Here is a 15,104-nt window from a genome sequence, read left to right as displayed (position 1 = left end):
GCCAGGCTTGGTGACGTGGTGCAAAGTGCCGTTAAAAAGGCTGAGTGGGGGCGGTCCCCAACAGCCCGCCACCACTCATCCCCCCAATTGTGATCACGTGGGCGCCACATCCACCGGAAACCCGTTCTCTGATTCCGGTGCCAGGCTGCAAAGCCGCATTCACACATTCATGATTGTGCCACGATCTAATGGTTTTGTGAAAGTCTTACGCCGAGAGACGTTGCTTTCGCCGCGCAAATGACTTGGAAAACCAAATTCCGGCGAGTCCAAGGCACGTGAACAAGGCAGCCGAATAATTGATGAGGACCCTGAGCCAAGCCTCAGAAAAGGGTATGAGGGGAAAAAGTTGGGACGACAGGAGCAGCGATAACCCCAGAAGCAGGAACCCCGATGCCACCCGCAAGAGAACGGGCGCAGTACTGACCACTGTGCGCCAGATGGCAGGTACAAGGCAGGCTGCAACGAAGCCTGGATACAAGCGGCCCATCGCCGCGTATCCGTCCAGCGAAGGACCCCACTTCAGCCCGCTCATCCCGGCCGAAGATCCCTGTGTGTCCGTAATGACGAAGAAGTAGATGGTGAACGCGCCGATGATTGCTGCTGCGGCGATCCCGAGGGGGCCTCGGATGGCGCGAACGGCGGACGCTGAGCCGAAAGCGGTGGCGATCCTGATCCCCATGAAGTAGAAAGTTCCGTACAGCAGGAAACGCAGGATCAGGTTGCCGATGTTCATCCCGCCGAGCCAGCCATCGATGATCAGGTACGGGGCCTCGATACTGATGAAGATGCTCAATGAGATCAGCGAGAAAATATAGAAGACCTCGCGGTTCTCGCCGCGCACTGCACTTGGGACCCGGGCGAGGGTTATCGCCAGGCAAACAGCCAGCGTGACCCAGGGCAGGACTGCCGTCATCCGAGGTTCTCCCAAATTCGTTCGGCTCGTTCATGGTCTTGTTCCTGCCGGCGCAGAGTCTTGCCGAGCGCCAGGAGCCGTTCGCCGGCCAAGGTCACCAGTCTGCCCTGGGACATTTTGTCCAGTGCTTCCTGGCGGGCATTGGGCGGCCATCCTGCTTCGGCCTCCGTGATCAGCCCGCCTGCCACCAGCCCTCCCGCCGGCCCCACGTCGGCAGCGCGCGAGGTAGCAATCGCCAACTCAGGCGGAAGTCTGTTGGCAGTGAGGTGGGCGGAGAAGTTCTGTGGTGCGATCCCGGTGGCGACGCTGACCCGGTGCCGCAACTCGCCGTCGTCGATCGCGTCAACCCAGTTGCGTACGGAGGTGGGGTGCGGTGGCTCGGAAAGGCGCGGAGCGGGAGCTGTGCCGGGCTCACTGCGGTCAACCACCGCGCGCAGCAGATCGATGGTGGCTACCTGGCTGACGAGCTCGCAGGAGGTGGGCGGGACGGGGTCGCCCCGAAGCTCGGAGTAAAGATCGAAAGTTGACAAGGCCTGCACCGGATTGATGTGGAAGCCGCGGCTGATACTCACCAAGGTGGACTCCGCGACCTTGCCGCGGACCAGTTGCTGGGCCAATGTTGTTCGTTTTATGCCGGCGATCCTGCAGACGTCAGCAGTGCTGGCATCGGGCGCTATGCCATGAAGCCAGCGCTGGAACGCCTTGGACTGTAGGGGCATGTGGAACTTTCCTGGACGGGTCGCGAGGGCAAAGGCGGCGTAAGCCGTAAGTGGGAGTACAGAACGATTTTACGCCGACGCCACATTGAATTATGCTTGATGATTGAACCCGCTGGTCCGTACACCCCCCAAGTCCGGACCAGCGGGTTTTTCCATGCCCGCGGGAATCGCGGCCTGAATTTCTGCGTTCCCTTGCTGGAGGATAGACAATGACTGCAACTTTGGTGGCCAAGGATCTCGCCGGTGGTCATGGCCATCGCACGCTTTTTTCGGACCTTTCCCTGACCGTTGCGCCGGGCGATGTTGTGGGTGTGGTGGGTGCCAACGGCGCCGGCAAGTCCACACTGCTGCGCATCCTTGCCGGAGTGGACCAACCCCAGGCGGGAAGCGTCAACCTGGCGCCGTCAGATGCCTTTGTGGGTTGGTTGCCGCAGGAACACGAGCGCACCGCCGGCGAAACAATCGCGGCCTACATCGCCCGGCGCACCGGCTGTGCCCAGGCAACTTTCGAGATGGAATCCACCGCCGAAGCCCTCGGTTCAGGGGCTCCGGGCGCCGATGACGCCTACTCACTGGCCTTCGACCGCTGGATGGCCTCCGGCGCGGCGGACCTGGAGGACCGGGTTCCGGCCGTCCTCGCCGACCTCGGACTGGAGCTCGGCGCCGACGCGCTGATGACGGGCCTTTCCGGCGGGCAAGCCGCACGCGTGGCTTTGGCCGCCCTTCTGCTCAGCCGCTTCGACGTGGTCCTCCTGGACGAACCCACCAACGACCTCGACCTTGATGGACTCGCCCGGCTGGAGGCCTTTGTTCAAGGCCTTCGGGGCGGCGTGGTCCTGGTGTCCCACGACCGCGAGTTCCTGGCCCGCTGCGTCACCACCGTGGTGGAATTGGACCTTGCCCAAAAATCCGTGGCCGTCTACGACGGCGGCTATGAAGCATTCCTCGAAGAGCGCGCCGTGGCCAAGCGCCACGCCAGGGAACGTTACGAAGAGTTCGCCAACACCAAGGCCGACCTCGTCTCCCGCGCACGCACCCAGCGCGAGTGGAGCTCCCAAGGCGTCCGGAACGCCATGAAGAAGAACCCGGACAACGACAAAATCCGTCGCGCCGCAAGCAGCGAATCATCGGAGAAGCAGGCCCAGAAGGTCCGCCAGATGGAGTCCCGCATCGCCCGGCTTACCGAGGTGGAGGAGCCGCGCAAAGAGTGGCAACTGCAGTTCAGCATCGGCCAGGCGCCCCGCTCAAGTGCCGTGGTTGCGACCTTGCGCAACGTCGTCGCCCGCCAAGGTGACTTCACGCTGGGGCCGGTGAACCTCCAACTCAACGGCGGCGAGCGCATAGGGATCACGGGACCGAACGGCGCCGGCAAGTCGACGCTTTTGCGCCTGCTGTTGGGAACACAGGAACCGAACGACGGCGAGGCCTCCATGGGTGCGTCAGTGGCCGTCGGCGAAATTGACCAAGCGCGTGGATTGCTCGACGGCGGGCGGCAACTTGGCGAGGCTGTTGAAGCGGTGCTGATGGACTGGAACAGTGCCGATGTCCGTACGCTGCTGGCCAAGTTCGGCCTCAAGGCGGATCACACCTCCCGCACGGTTGATTCGTTGTCGCCGGGGGAGCGGACACGCGCTGCGCTTGCTTTGCTGCAAGCCCGGGGCGTGAACCTGTTGGTATTGGACGAGCCCACCAACCATTTGGATCTTCCGGCCATCGAGCAACTGGAGGAGGCGTTGGAAAGCTACGAGGGAGCGCTTTTGCTGGTCACCCATGACCGCAGGCTGCTGGAGAACGTTCGACTCGATTCGCGCTGGCACCTCGAAAACGGACAAGTGCAAGAGCTTCATCACACCCCAAGCCAGGAGAAGTAACCCATGAGCATGGACCGCGTGGCCTGGAGCTCGCTGTACAACATCACCACTGCCAAGAGCGGCTCGAAGCCGTTCTCCAAGGAAACCCTGAAGCGGGTGATGGCTTTTGCCGCGCCGCATAAGGGCAAGCTCATTGCTTTCGTGATCGCCTCCATAGCGGGTGCTTTCCTTGCTGTAGCTACTCCGGTGTTGGCCGGGCAGGTGGTGGATGCCATCATCGCCAACGCAGGCGTGGGCACGGTGATCTGGCTGGCGATCCTGATCGCCATCGTGGCCGTGGGCGAGGCCGGTGTGGGTTTGTTGACCCGTTGGTTGTCTTCCATCATTGGCGAGGGCGTCATTGTGGACCTCCGCACGCGGGTGTTCGATCATGTGCAGCGGATGCCCATTGCGTTCTTCACGCGAACACGAACCGGTGCCCTGGTCAGCCGCCTGAACAACGACGTCATCGGAGCGCAGTCCGCCTTCGCCGGCACGCTGTCCGGCGTAGTCAGCAATGTGGTGGCTCTTGTCCTGACACTTGCGGTCATGCTGAATACCTCTTGGCTTGTGACCGTGCTGGCCATGGTGTTGCTGCCGATCTTCCTGATTCCGGCCCGGCGGATGGGCTCCAGACTGGCGGACCTCCGCCGCGAGGCTGCCGCACACAACGCAGCCATGGGCACGCAGATGACGGAGAGGTTCTCCGCCCCGGGCGCCACGCTGGTGAAGTTGTTCGGCCGCCCGGATGAGGAATCCCATGAGTTCGCTGAGCGGGCCGGCCGGGTCCGGGACATTGGAATCCGGACTGCCATGCTGCAGTTCACGTTCGTCACTGCGCTGACCTTGGTCTCGGCTTTGGCTTTGGCCCTGGTCTATGGCTTGGGTGGTTGGCTGGCGATCGGCGGGCAGTTGGCGCCCGGTGATGTTGTGGTTCTCGCCCTCCTGTTGACAAGGCTCTACGCACCACTGACTGCGCTATCCAACGCCCGCGTGGAGATCATGAGTGCTTTGGTCAGCTTTGAGCGGGTGTTCGAAATCCTTGACCTGAAGCCGCTTATCACTGAGAAGCCGGATGCTGTGACAGTTCCGGCCGGACCGGTTGCGGTGGAATTCGACGACGTCCGCTTCTCCTACCCTTCGGCGGAAAAGGTTTCGCTGGCTTCCCTTGAGGACGTTGCCACCTTGGATACCCGTGGCGGGGAGGAAGTCCTGCACGGCATGAGCTTCAGGGTTGAACCAGGGCAGACTGTTGCCCTGGTGGGCTCCTCCGGTGCAGGTAAGTCCACGGTGGCCCAGCTGCTCTCGCGCTTGTATGACGTGGACTCCGGTGCCGTGCGGCTCGGCGGACAAAAGCCGGGGACGGGCGTTGATGTTCGTGACCTGAGCTTCGATTCCTTGCGGGACACCATGGGCATGGTGACCCAGGACGGCCACCTGTTCCACGAAACCATCGCCTCCAACCTCCGGCTTGCCCGGCCGGATGCTACCGAATCCGACATGTGGGATGTGCTCCGGCGAGCCCGCTTGGAGCCGATGATCCGGTCCTTGCCTGATGGCCTGGAAACCGTTGTGGGGGAGCGCGGCTACCGTCTCTCCGGTGGTGAACGCCAACGGCTCACCATTGCCCGCCTGCTGATCAAGCAGCCTCGAGTTGTGATCCTCGACGAAGCCACTGCGGCGTTGGACTCCACCAATGAAGCCGCCGTCCAGGCTGCCTTGGGGGAGGCACTCGAGGGGCGCACCGCCGTCGTGATTGCCCACCGCCTGTCCACTATCCGTGCGGCCGACGCCATTCTGGTGGTTGAGGACGGCAGGATCGTGGAGCGAGGCACGCACACTGAGCTGCTGGCCGCGGACGGGCGGTACGCCGAGCTGTATCAAACCCAGTTCGCGGAAGCCACCGCGGCCGCCCGGGAAGCAGTGCCGGAGCTGTAGCGCGACCTACTTCGGCGGGGCGGCTACTTGGGCGGGGCGGCTACTTGGGCCGGGCGAGTGCTGGCAGTACGTGGTCCGTCAGCAGCGGGGCCAAGTCCGTGGGAAGCGGCGCGTCCACGTCCAGCCAGCGAATCTCCGCGATCTCCGCCGAAGGGTGCGCGTCCCACGTTCCGGGAGCAGTAAAGACAGTGGCTTCGATGTTCGTTGCTGCCTCGTTGGCCGCCACCGCGAGCCACATACCGAGGGGCTCCAGGTGGTTCGGCGCTATGTCGATGCCGACCTCCTCCAGGAGCTCCCGGGAAGCGGCCTCCGCGGCGGTTTCGCCGGGCTCGGGTTTGCCGCCGGGGTGCATGAACTTGTCCGTGCCGCGCTTGCGGACGGTCAGGAGCCGGCCTTCGCCGTTGTAGACGCAGACGGCGCTCACCACTATCAGGTCCGTGCCGGCTTCCTTCATGGTTGCCTCCCGGCTTCGATTCGGACGGGCTTCGATTCGGACCAAGTGCGATTCAAGCAGCAAATTCTTGGCGGGCCCGCGGACATCCCACGTGAAGCCGAACGAATCAGGACCCTCCCAGAGGTAGCTGACGCGGTATTCGTCGGGGTCGCACCAGTGCTTATCCTGGTTGCACTGTTCGGTAAAGCTCATCACGTGGAAGGGCCTGCCGTCGGGGAAGAACACGTCCATGGACTCCGGCCCGGAGCTCGGTTTCAGGAGGTACTCGCGGAATGCGGGGCCGGAATGGGTGGGCCAATGCATGGTTCCGTCTTCGCGGTAGTGCAGGCCGCCGTCGGGGTTCCGGATATAGCGCACGACGCCGGTGAAGGTTCCGTTGGTGCCGGAGGTCCGGTCCAGGAGGGTCCGCTCCACACGCCAGCTGCCGGCCAAGTAGGCCTGCAAGTCCTGGGTGGGCTGCTGGTGTTTCAAGTGCCCTCGATTGGAATCGAACCAACGACACCGGCTTTAGGAGAGCCGTGCTCTATCCACTGAGCTACGAGGGCCTGTGTGTCCATGACTCTAAATCCCACTGCTGGAGCTCGAGGGCCCGGACACGACTACAAGCATACAAGCTGCCGGGGCGCTGCCCGAACACCGCTAGGCTGGCGTTCATGAAAGGGCATGCGACTGCACCGGCGCCAGCTGGATCATTTCTTCCGGATACCCGCAGCATCAGGGCGAATGTCGGAGGGTGGGCGCAGCTGAGCGTGGTCCAATACTTCGTGGCGGAGGCTGCCGTGATCGAGGCCTGGGCAGGCCCCGAGCCGTACAGCCGAGCCGCCGGCTTCATCAGCGATCTCGGGGCAATTTCCTGCGGCATCTACGAGGACCGGGCTGTTTGCTCGCCATTGCACTGGCTGATGAATGCCTCGTTTGTGGTGCAGGGCCTGGCCCTGGTCCTCGGTGCGCTGTTCCTGACTGCAGGTTTGCTCAGCGTGGCGGCACAGCCGGGTGTGACTGCCCGGCGTTTTCGAGCTGTGGCGGACGGCTCCCCTCAGACCCGGGTCCTGACGGTGCCTTGGATATTGGCTGTCTCCATTCGCATCCTTACCGGTGTTGCCGGGCTGGGTACCATCATTGTGGGCCTTGTTCCCGAGGACGTGGGTTCGCCTTGGCATTTTGCCGGCGCGTTGATGTTCTTCATCGCCGGCGGGTTCGCCTTACTGCTGCTGGGAATCCTGTGGTTGCGGCAGACACCGGTGAGTTGGTTCCTCGCCGCGTGCGGGCTCACCTGCCTCGGGGCACTCATAGTTGGCGCCATCACCGGGATGGAAGTGCCTGAACCGGGCTTGCTGGAGCGCCTCATGGGCTACCCGGTGACGGTGGGCCTTGCCGCGGCCGGCCTGGTGATTGCCCAGCGCACCCACACGGAACGGAAGGCCCACTCGGCGCGACAGGGGGTGGGCTCGCGCTGAGGGCCGGCTGCGGAGAACTCTCAGGCGGGCTTGGGACTCTTCTTACCAAGGAACACGGCCAGCACGCCGCACACGAGACTGATCAGGAGCAGTACCCAGGATGCCACGGTGACCGCTGATGCCAAGGCCACAGAACCGGCGTCGGGCGATTCCGCGGCCAGCACGGAATCAATGGCCACGTTGGACCAAAGGTGGGCCACTGCGAACAGCAGGGGAGCGGCCCACAGGGTCCAACGCCATGACTTCCGTGCCACATTGGTGCCGATCAGCAGGAGCCAGCTGAAGCCGAAGATCAACGGAAACAGGGTACCGGCAGTCTTATGCACGTAGTTCAGCTGGCCACGCGCGGCCTCGTCCATGGCCTCTTGGAGCTGGACGATATAGTCCAGCGAGAAGCCACCGATCAGCGAATCCGGCATTGCCAAGCCGCCCGAGAGCTGCGTCATCTGGTTCAGGGTGAGCAGGTGCAGGTACCAGAACAGGAACAGGCTGGCCACGACGCCCGCGATCACAATGAGTTTGGAATTGCCCTGTGCCTTTTGCGGCGTCCGCTGCGTGGTGGTGTTGATCACGGGAGGCTGTGTGTGGTCCGGGACCACTGCCTTTGATCCGTGCTTCTTGATGCGCTGGGCTGGTGTCTTGGACATGTCATCCATTATCCCGCCACATAAGCTGGATCCATGACCACCGGCAGGCACACAGCAACTGAACTCGATCCAACACTGACTGACTACCAACTGGCCAGCGCCTTGGTCCGCGAGGCAGGCCAGATGGCGCTGCTCATGCGGATGGGCGGACTGCAGGGCGAACGCAAGACCTCAGTGTCCGACGTCGTCACCGCAGCCGATCACGCAGCAGAGGCTTACGTCCTGGAACAGTTGCGGCGCTGCCGCCCGGAAGACGGCATCCTGGGCGAAGAAGGCGCCTCTGTCGCGGGGACGAGCGGCCGGACCTGGGTGATCGATCCAGTAGACGGTACCTACAACTTCCTGCACGGCTCCACGTACTGGTGCTCAGCCATCGCCCTCAAGCGTGACAACGCAGACCACGGAGGCAACGCGCCTGCCGATCCGGAGGTGCTGCTTGGGGCCATCTACCAGCCCGAACTGGACAAGCTCTGGCTGGGAGGGGAGGAACGCCCGGCCACCCTGAACGGCGAGGCTATCTCAGGTTCCGGTGACCTCCCTGTTGGCCAAATCTCCGCAGCGACCTACATCCACCCCACTTGGTTGGCGGACCCCCGCGCCGCCATGCCTTGGCACGCCGCCGCAGTCTCCGCGGCCTCACTGCGGATGTTCGGTTCAGGCTCCTGCGACCTCGGCAGGGTAGCTGACGGGGAGCTCGGTTGCTGGTTCCAGCACAGCTGCCCGGAATGGGACTGGCTCCCCGGAAAGGCGATCGTCCGCGCTGCCGGCGGGGACACCGCCGTCGTGAAGGTCAACGGACTGAACTGGTTCGTGGCGGGAGGCCAGACGGCGGTACGCGAGTTGAGCGAAGCCCTCACCTCGGTTCCGCAGTTTGCTTAGGGTCTGAAGCTGCGTTAACCCCTTCGGGTACCCCGCGGGCTTGCCCTGTTTCCCCTTGTTATTTTGCACCGGGGAGGCGTTCGCCTCCACGGTCTCAGCTGCAGGACTGCCCTGACTTGTCCTGCAGCGTTCGCAAGGGGGAAGTACTTGAACAGCAAGAGCAAGTTGTGGCCCGCCGCTGTCGGCGTCACCGCCGTCTCGGCTTTGGCCATTGGCCTGGTGGCCGCACCGGCTGCAAACGCAGCACCCACTGACGTGATTTCCATCGGCAGTGGCCAGATCATCGATGGCTCCGTCCTGGCCATCCCGAATTTCGCCGGACTCGCTGCCAACGGTGCTGCAACCGCCCAGCAGATCGGGACGCCGCCGGCCGGACCGGCCGTCATCGAAAACAACACCCCGCTGGACCTCAGCGCCGTCTTCGGCGTGGTCAACGTTGGCGCGGGCAACATCCCGCTGCTGCAGAACAACGGCATCATCCAGGTTGGTGCAGTCAGCCAGTACGGCAAGGCAGTCAACGACGGTTCCTCTGAAGCATTCTCCGGTACCGTGAGCGGCGCTCCCGGCCTGGTGACCCTGCCCGGCGGCCTTCCGACATCCGGCGATCCCGCCATTCCGGCAGCCCGCGTCAGCGTCGGCACAGCCTCGATTCTCGGCGGTGCCGATCTGGTGAACGTCAACCTCCAGGTCACCACCCTCGCGGCAGCAGCCAAGAAGGACCAGGGTGCGGCACCTCAGGGCGCCTACGCCCTGGCCGGCGTTTCCGCTGAAGTGGGCGGCACTGTTGTCGGAGGCGTTGCAGGCACCATCAGCACCGCAATCAACACGGCCAACGCTGTCCTCACCCCGTTGGGCGTAACGGTTGAAAACCCGGTAGCCGGCGGCACCATTGCCATCTCCGAGGCGGATCTGCTGGCTGTTGCCGGTGTTGCCGACCTCAACTCCCTGCCGGCCGGAACGGATCTGATTTCCTTCCTTCCGCAGGCTGTGGCGAACAAGCTCACCTCCGTGGTGAGCAGCACCTTGGCAACTGCCACGGCCGCGGTGAACAACCTCAGCCCGCTCACGCAGCTCGTAGCCGGCCCCGCCTTGGCAGTGCTGTCCACCACCCTCAACGGTGTAACCGGTGCCGTGGCTTCCACGGTCGTAGCTCCCCTGAGCACCGCACTGACCGCCCTGGTTTCGGCCAAGGTCAACGTTCAGGAAACCGCTCCGTCGGGCGCCTTTACCCAGCGCGCCCTGCAGGTAGCAATTGCCGGCGGCTCCATTGCCACCGTCAATCTGGCCAATGCAACTGTTGGTCCCAACCTTGACGCAGCGGCGATCCCGCTGGTCAACACCGACACCATGGCCATCACCGGTGGCGTGGCACTCCTGGCGCTGCTCTCCTGGCTGTTCGTTCGCTCGCGCCGCCGGACCGCGGTAGCTGCTGCCTGATCGCCTTGCGCGAATCAAGCAACGGCGAAAGGAGAACCACTCATGTACGGCAATAACTGGACTGCCGGCGGCACAGTTGCAGGCGGTACCACGCTCGCTGCCACCGGCGCCCCAACCCTTGGTTGGGTCATTCTGGTGGGTATCGCCCTGCTGATCACCGGTTTTGTGGTCCTGCGTAACAGCAGGCTCAAAGCCGCAAAGCGGGGAGCGGATCCCACCTCGTAATACCATCGGCGGGGCGGCTCCCCGGGAGCCGTCCCGCCACCCCAATTTTTCCCATGGCCCATTCGGCCTTGCACAAGCATCGGAATTAAATGTCGGTACTCGAATCCGCACAGGCGCTGGCTTTTGTGCTCCTGGTGGTTTTTCTTTCGTACATCCTCGTGATTCTGGTGCCCTTCCTCCGGCGCAAGCCGGACCCCGAGGGCGATCCCGATGCTTTCTCCTGGCACGTGTTCATCCCGTGCCGGGACGAGGAAGTGGTCATCGCCAATACCTTGGAATTGCTCCGCGTCCGGTTCCCGCGGGCACACGTATGGGTTGTCGATGATGACAGCGACGACTCAACCGCGGGCATAGTCGAAGCCGCCTCGGACCGCGACAGCATGATCCACTTGGTGCGTCGTCGCCGCCCGCTGGCCCGCACAGGCAAGGGGGACGCGCTTAATGCCGCCTACCGCACCCTGGACGGGTGGCTGCCCGCCGGCGTCGACCGTTCATCAGTGATCGTCCTGGTGGTCGACGCCGACGGTCACCTCGCGGAAAATGCCTTCCGTCAAGCTGCCGGGTCCCTCGCGTTCGGTGACGCCGAGGTGGGTGCTGCCCAGACTGCCGTCTGGATGTCCAACCTGGATGACCCCGACCTCAAGGGCGGCACGGGCCTGGCGCGTCTGAAGAAGTCCTTCGGACGGTACCTGGTACTGATGCAGGACATGGAATTCCGCACCACCATTGCAGCCATGCAATCGTTGCGACGCCACACCCTGACTGTCGGCCTGGGCGGCAACGGCCAGTTCACCCGTTTGTCCGCGCTGGACGCCATTGCCAGGACCTCCGGACAACCGTGGCACGGCGCCCTCCTGGAAGACTATGAACTGGCCATCCACATCATGCTCGGCGGCTACAAAACCGTGTACATGCATGACACCCACGTGGCACAGGAAGCACTTCCGGACCTTCGGCGCCTCCTGACGCAGCGGACCCGCTGGTGCCACGGCGGTATGCAATGCAGCGTCTACTTGAAGCGGATCTTTGAATCGCCGTACTTCAGTAATGTGGGCGCCATCGAGTCCAGCTACTTCCTGGTCCAGCCATTCATCCAAATCATGGGACTGGTCCTGTGGCCCACCCTGTTCATCACCATGGTGGCCCAAGGCGCCCTCACCATGGGCAGCTTCGGGGCCTGGATCAGCGCGGCTTGGTTCATCGTTCCCCTGATTTTTGCAACGGGCGTCCTGCCTTTTGCCCTCTGGGGACTGGTTTACAGGAGGCAGGTCACACCGGAAAAGAACTTCCTGACGGGCGTGGGGTGGGGCCTTGGTTATTGGCTCTACATGTATCAGAACTACGTCACCGTGCTGCGGGCTACGTACCGCCTTATCACAGGTCGCCAAGGGTGGGCCAAAACCCGGCGCAATCAGGAAACAGACGTCAAACTCCTAGCGAAGGAAGCCTAGTGGCGATGAGTGCCGAGACCAGTGACATCCATGCCCCGCGAGGACCGCGGGCCATCCCGGTAAGGGAGGCACGCAGCGGGGGCCTGATCGGGCTGGTCTTCCTCGCCGCAGCCGCTGCGGCAATGATGCAGCAGGAGCAGATCCGGGCAGCAGAAGCCTGGCTCATGGCAGCCGTGTTCGACGGCATCCTCGGCGGGGCGTCGTACAGCGTGGATGACATCATCTTCCACAACGTGGGAGGGGGCCAGCCATTTGCCTTGCAAGTCACCGGCCTTTGTTCCAGTGCAGTGCTCCTGGCTCCCATCGCAGGGCTGGCCGGGGTCCTCTTCCTGATGGGGCGCATCCCGGTTTCGCGGCTGATGCCTGCCGCCATCATTGCGCTGGTCATCGTGAGCGTCAGCAACGCCACCCGATACTTCATGATTGCTGCTGCCCAACAAAATTGGGGGCAGCAGGGCTTCGATCTGATGCACCATTTCCTGGGGTCCTTCGTGGTGATTTTTGGTTTTGTTGCCGCCATCATCGTCCTGGTGCGTGCCGCCGTCGTCCGCAAGGGCCGCACCGCTTCCCCCAAGGGTCGGCGTGCGTCGTAATCTGACTCTTCCCCTTCTTCCGGGTGTCACACGGACTGCCGTCGTGGCTGCAGCGCTGGCCTTGCTCGTGGCATTGGCTGGCTGCGCATCCGGCGTCGCCGGGCCTGCTGGCGCCGACGCCGAGAACGTATCCGCGGAAAGCTCCGCTGAGCTGGATCAATGCCACGTCATCACCACGCAGGAAGAATACGCTGCCCCCAGCGACTCAAGGCCGCCGGTGAACTGCTCGGAACCGCACACTTCACAAACGTTCCTGGTGACAACCTTTCCAGAGCCCTTGGCGAGCCAGATGGAACGGCCGTTGCAGGAGCAACTTCGTAACGCAACCAACCGCCTCTGCCCCGCTGATGAACTGCGCAAATACCTTGGTGGAGCGCCCCGTGACGCCACAACCGGCATGACCATCGCAGGCTACTATCCCAGTCGCGCAGAATGGGCTGCCGGAAGCCGCGCGGTCCGCTGCGACGTCCTGCTGACCTCAAAAACCGGGGCCCCGCAGCAAAGCACCCGCAGTCTCAAGGGAGCGCTCGCAGGCCCGGACTCGGCACATATCCGGCTTTGCTATTCGCAGGGCATCAAGGATGGCGTGCTGAGTGCCGAGGGCACGGACACCTCATGTTCGGAACCCCACACAGCCGAGGATGTCAGCGCTTGGATCGGCCAGGATGCCTCCCTGGTCAGCCTCGCCGCACAGCAGGAGCGCTGCTTGCCGTTCGTGCTGGAGTTCCTCAACGCAGAAGTCCTCCCGGAAGACAAGGAAGTCAGGCCGATCGTCAGGGTAGACGGCGGTGCACGGGCAATCCGCTGCGCCGTTGCACCCAAACAAGTAGTGCCGGCCGCGTGGACCGGGACCTTGGCGCGGGCACGAGGTGCAAGTAGTGGAGCAGCAGTTGGTTGAGACCCAGCCTGAGAGCCCGGCCACGGTGGAGGAATTCGAGCCAGTACCCGTCAGGTCCGGCAAGAGCCCCCGGCCCGGGCATCTTCGCAGGACCGGCAGGTTCCTTGCCAGGGTGTTTGGTCCTGGTGAGTTGAGAACCGGAGGGTTCCTCCTGCCGGCCATCCTCGCAGGTCTAGTATCAGCCATTGCCATGATCGTCCGGCTGTTCGTTCCCGGACCCGTAGGTATGGGTGACCAAGGCGAAGGCCACGCGCTGATTTGTTCACTGGGTGTGAGCAACGTCCGTCCCTGGGACTATGGCGAGTTCACCAGCTTCATCTATCCCAGCTGGGTTCCGCATGAATTCGTTGGTGAAGCGTGCGGTTCTGCCGGCTCCGGCGAGCCCGTCTACTCGTCCCAGCTCGCCTTCTTGTGGTTAGGGAAGCTGATCACGCCCCTCCTCGGATGGGGCGCCGGAATGGACATGCGGGCGGTGGGGATCGTCTGCTGCCTGGTCTTTGGGGCGCTGATAGCGGCGCTGGTTGCCGCCCTGCCGGGCCGCGCCAACTTCCGAATCCTCATTGCAGCTTTGGTCACCGTGGTGATGGCGGACGGAGTGTTCGCTGATTTCTTCATTTCGCCCTACCCCGAAGCTGCTGCTTTTCTGGGAATCCTGGCCTTGATGGTGGCACTCCTGCACTACTGGAATGGTGGCGGTAACAGCTGGCTGGCCGTTGCGTTCGTGGTGGCTGCCGGAGCCTTTACCCTTGCTGCCAAGCCGGAGATGGTGTCCTGGCTGCCCTTGCTTGCACTGGGCCTGCTTTGGCTGCCGGCCGGTCCGTCCAGGCGTTCCGGGCGGCGCTTGCCCCAGAAGACCTGGTGGCGGAAGCGCGTCCTGCCGCTCACCGCAGTGGTGGCCGTTGCCGCTATGTCAGTGGCAGTCTTTGCCTTGCAGCCTAAACGCACCACCGACGTGAACCTGTACAACGCTGTTTTTGCCGAACTCTTGCCACACAGTCCTGTCCCGGAGGATGACCTCAAATGGCTGGGACTCGATCCCGGTTTCCTCGCTGCAAGCGGCACCACGGTGGCGTCACCGAAATCGGCCGCCTTGAACCCGAAGTTCAACGAGTTCCAGGAACAGATCGGCCCCGCCAAGCTGGCCGCTTTCTATGCCACTCATCCTGAACGCCTGATCGGCATGGGTGAACGGGGCATCTCCGCCATGCTGACACCCGAACTGGGTTACGTAGGTTCGTTCATGGAAGGGCAGGGCCACGAACCATTCGCCAAGGACCGAAGGTTCCCCGTGGTCTTGGGGTTTTTTACAGCAATGAAAGCCGCCCCAGTGGCTCTGGTGGCCTTGCAGCTCCTGACTCTCATGCTGGGATTGGCCGTCGCCTTCCGCAAGGGGGCCGCCGTCGGGCGCTTGGCCGTTGTTGTGGTGCTGGGCGGATGGCTGCAGTTCTGGGTAGTTATGGTGATGTCCGGACAACCCGAGATCTACAGGCAATTGGTCGTTTCGGGGTTCCTGGGGGCACTGTGCGTACCCCTCTTGGTGGCCTTGATCAGTATCCTTGCCTCGAATAAGGCCGTTCCCAAAGATCTTGCGGCAGCAGCCAGGTGATCTAGCCGCCACGTGATCCGGCAGCTACGTGGTCCAG

General features: G+C 63.4%; 14 protein-coding genes, 1 tRNA gene and 1 pseudogene. 10 read left to right on the top strand and 6 right to left on the bottom strand.

Annotated features, from left to right (window positions below; all coding sequences use genetic code 11):
- Positions 1 to 205: 205 nt before the first annotated feature.
- Positions 206 to 913: a hypothetical protein gene (locus ACLRGI_RS18475; protein WP_419202998.1), complete on the bottom strand. Its 708-nt coding sequence runs from the start codon at positions 911 to 913 to the stop codon at positions 206 to 208.
- Positions 910 to 1,632, bottom strand: a complete 723-nt coding sequence (locus ACLRGI_RS18470) for a hypothetical protein (protein WP_419202997.1) — start codon at positions 1,630 to 1,632, stop codon at positions 910 to 912. The genes ACLRGI_RS18475 and ACLRGI_RS18470 overlap by 4 nt, the downstream gene beginning before the upstream one ends.
- A 209-nt stretch (positions 1,633 to 1,841) precedes the next feature.
- Here ACLRGI_RS18470 and ACLRGI_RS18465 point away from each other — a divergent pair, with 209 nt between their 5' ends.
- Both ACLRGI_RS18465 and ACLRGI_RS18460 read left to right on the top strand, forming a co-directional pair.
- Positions 1,842 to 3,503, top strand: coding sequence for an ABC-F family ATP-binding cassette domain-containing protein (locus ACLRGI_RS18465; RefSeq protein ID WP_419202996.1), 1,662 nt, complete (start codon positions 1,842 to 1,844; stop codon positions 3,501 to 3,503).
- Between the two features lie 3 nt (positions 3,504 to 3,506).
- Positions 3,507 to 5,420: an ABC transporter ATP-binding protein gene (locus ACLRGI_RS18460; protein WP_419202995.1), complete on the top strand. Its 1,914-nt coding sequence runs from the start codon at positions 3,507 to 3,509 to the stop codon at positions 5,418 to 5,420.
- Between the two features lie 40 nt (positions 5,421 to 5,460).
- Here the strand turns inward: ACLRGI_RS18460 and ACLRGI_RS18455 are convergent, their stop codons facing one another.
- The 3 genes and pseudogenes from ACLRGI_RS18455 to ACLRGI_RS18445 all read right to left on the bottom strand — a co-directional run bounded on the left by ACLRGI_RS18455 (position 5,461) and on the right by ACLRGI_RS18445 (position 6,419).
- Positions 5,461 to 5,874 (bottom strand): NUDIX hydrolase, encoded by a 414-nt coding sequence (locus tag ACLRGI_RS18455; RefSeq protein ID WP_419203085.1) that lies wholly within the window; start codon positions 5,872 to 5,874, stop codon positions 5,461 to 5,463.
- Positions 5,875 to 5,901: 27 nt separating this feature from the next.
- Positions 5,902 to 6,345, bottom strand: a pseudogene (locus ACLRGI_RS18450) (DUF6314 family protein); the annotation flags it as partial.
- 1 nt (position 6,346) lies between these two features.
- A tRNA-Arg gene (locus ACLRGI_RS18445) sits at positions 6,347 to 6,419 on the bottom strand.
- 108 nt (positions 6,420 to 6,527) lie between these two features.
- Between ACLRGI_RS18445 and ACLRGI_RS18440 the strand changes: the two genes are divergently transcribed.
- Positions 6,528 to 7,331, top strand: coding sequence for a DUF998 domain-containing protein (locus ACLRGI_RS18440; RefSeq protein ID WP_419202994.1), 804 nt, complete (start codon positions 6,528 to 6,530; stop codon positions 7,329 to 7,331).
- A gap of 20 nt (positions 7,332 to 7,351) precedes the next feature.
- On the opposite strand, the gene ACLRGI_RS18435 is transcribed toward ACLRGI_RS18440, so the two are convergent.
- Positions 7,352 to 7,978 (bottom strand): hypothetical protein, encoded by a 627-nt coding sequence (locus ACLRGI_RS18435; protein WP_419202993.1) that lies wholly within the window; start codon positions 7,976 to 7,978, stop codon positions 7,352 to 7,354.
- A gap of 33 nt (positions 7,979 to 8,011) precedes the next feature.
- Between ACLRGI_RS18435 and ACLRGI_RS18430 the strand changes: the two genes are divergently transcribed.
- From ACLRGI_RS18430 to wsfD, 7 genes are all read left to right on the top strand, one after another.
- On the top strand, positions 8,012 to 8,857 hold the full coding sequence (locus tag ACLRGI_RS18430; RefSeq protein WP_419202992.1) for an inositol monophosphatase family protein: 846 nt from the start codon (positions 8,012 to 8,014) through the stop codon (positions 8,855 to 8,857).
- A 147-nt stretch (positions 8,858 to 9,004) separates the two neighbouring features.
- Entirely contained in the window at positions 9,005 to 10,294 is a 1,290-nt protein-coding gene (locus tag ACLRGI_RS18425; RefSeq protein ID WP_419202991.1) for a PVV-CTERM domain-containing choice-of-anchor G protein, read from the top strand.
- A 42-nt stretch (positions 10,295 to 10,336) separates the two neighbouring features.
- Positions 10,337 to 10,519 carry a hypothetical protein gene (locus ACLRGI_RS18420; RefSeq protein ID WP_419202990.1) on the top strand — a complete coding sequence of 61 codons (183 nt, stop codon included), beginning with the start codon at positions 10,337 to 10,339 and terminating at the stop codon, positions 10,517 to 10,519.
- 89 nt (positions 10,520 to 10,608) lie between these two features.
- Complete coding sequence (locus ACLRGI_RS18415) at positions 10,609 to 11,970, top strand: XrtP-associated glycosyltransferase (RefSeq protein ID WP_419202989.1); 1,362 nt, start codon at positions 10,609 to 10,611, stop codon at positions 11,968 to 11,970.
- A 5-nt stretch (positions 11,971 to 11,975) separates the two neighbouring features.
- Positions 11,976 to 12,563: an exosortase S gene (xrtS, locus tag ACLRGI_RS18410; protein ID WP_419202988.1), complete on the top strand. Its 588-nt coding sequence runs from the start codon at positions 11,976 to 11,978 to the stop codon at positions 12,561 to 12,563.
- A complete protein-coding gene (locus ACLRGI_RS18405; RefSeq protein ID WP_419202987.1) occupies positions 12,553 to 13,461 on the top strand; it encodes a septum formation family protein in 909 nt (302 codons plus the stop codon). The genes xrtS and ACLRGI_RS18405 overlap by 11 nt, the downstream gene beginning before the upstream one ends.
- The gene (gene wsfD / locus ACLRGI_RS18400) at positions 13,442 to 15,067 is read left to right on the top strand and encodes a glycan biosynthesis hexose transferase WsfD (RefSeq protein WP_419202986.1); all 1,626 of its coding nucleotides are present in this window, start codon (positions 13,442 to 13,444) and stop codon (positions 15,065 to 15,067) included. Before ACLRGI_RS18405 ends, wsfD begins: the two co-directional genes overlap by 20 nt.
- Positions 15,068 to 15,104 lie beyond the last annotated feature (37 nt).

Origin of the sequence: Paenarthrobacter sp. PPS72 (assembly GCF_048537125.1) — a bacterium.
Lineage (GTDB): Bacteria > Actinomycetota > Actinomycetes > Actinomycetales > Micrococcaceae > Arthrobacter > Arthrobacter nitroguajacolicus_E.
The sequence above is the reverse complement of the archived record's forward strand: the minus strand, read 5'-3'. Positions and strand labels throughout refer to the sequence as shown.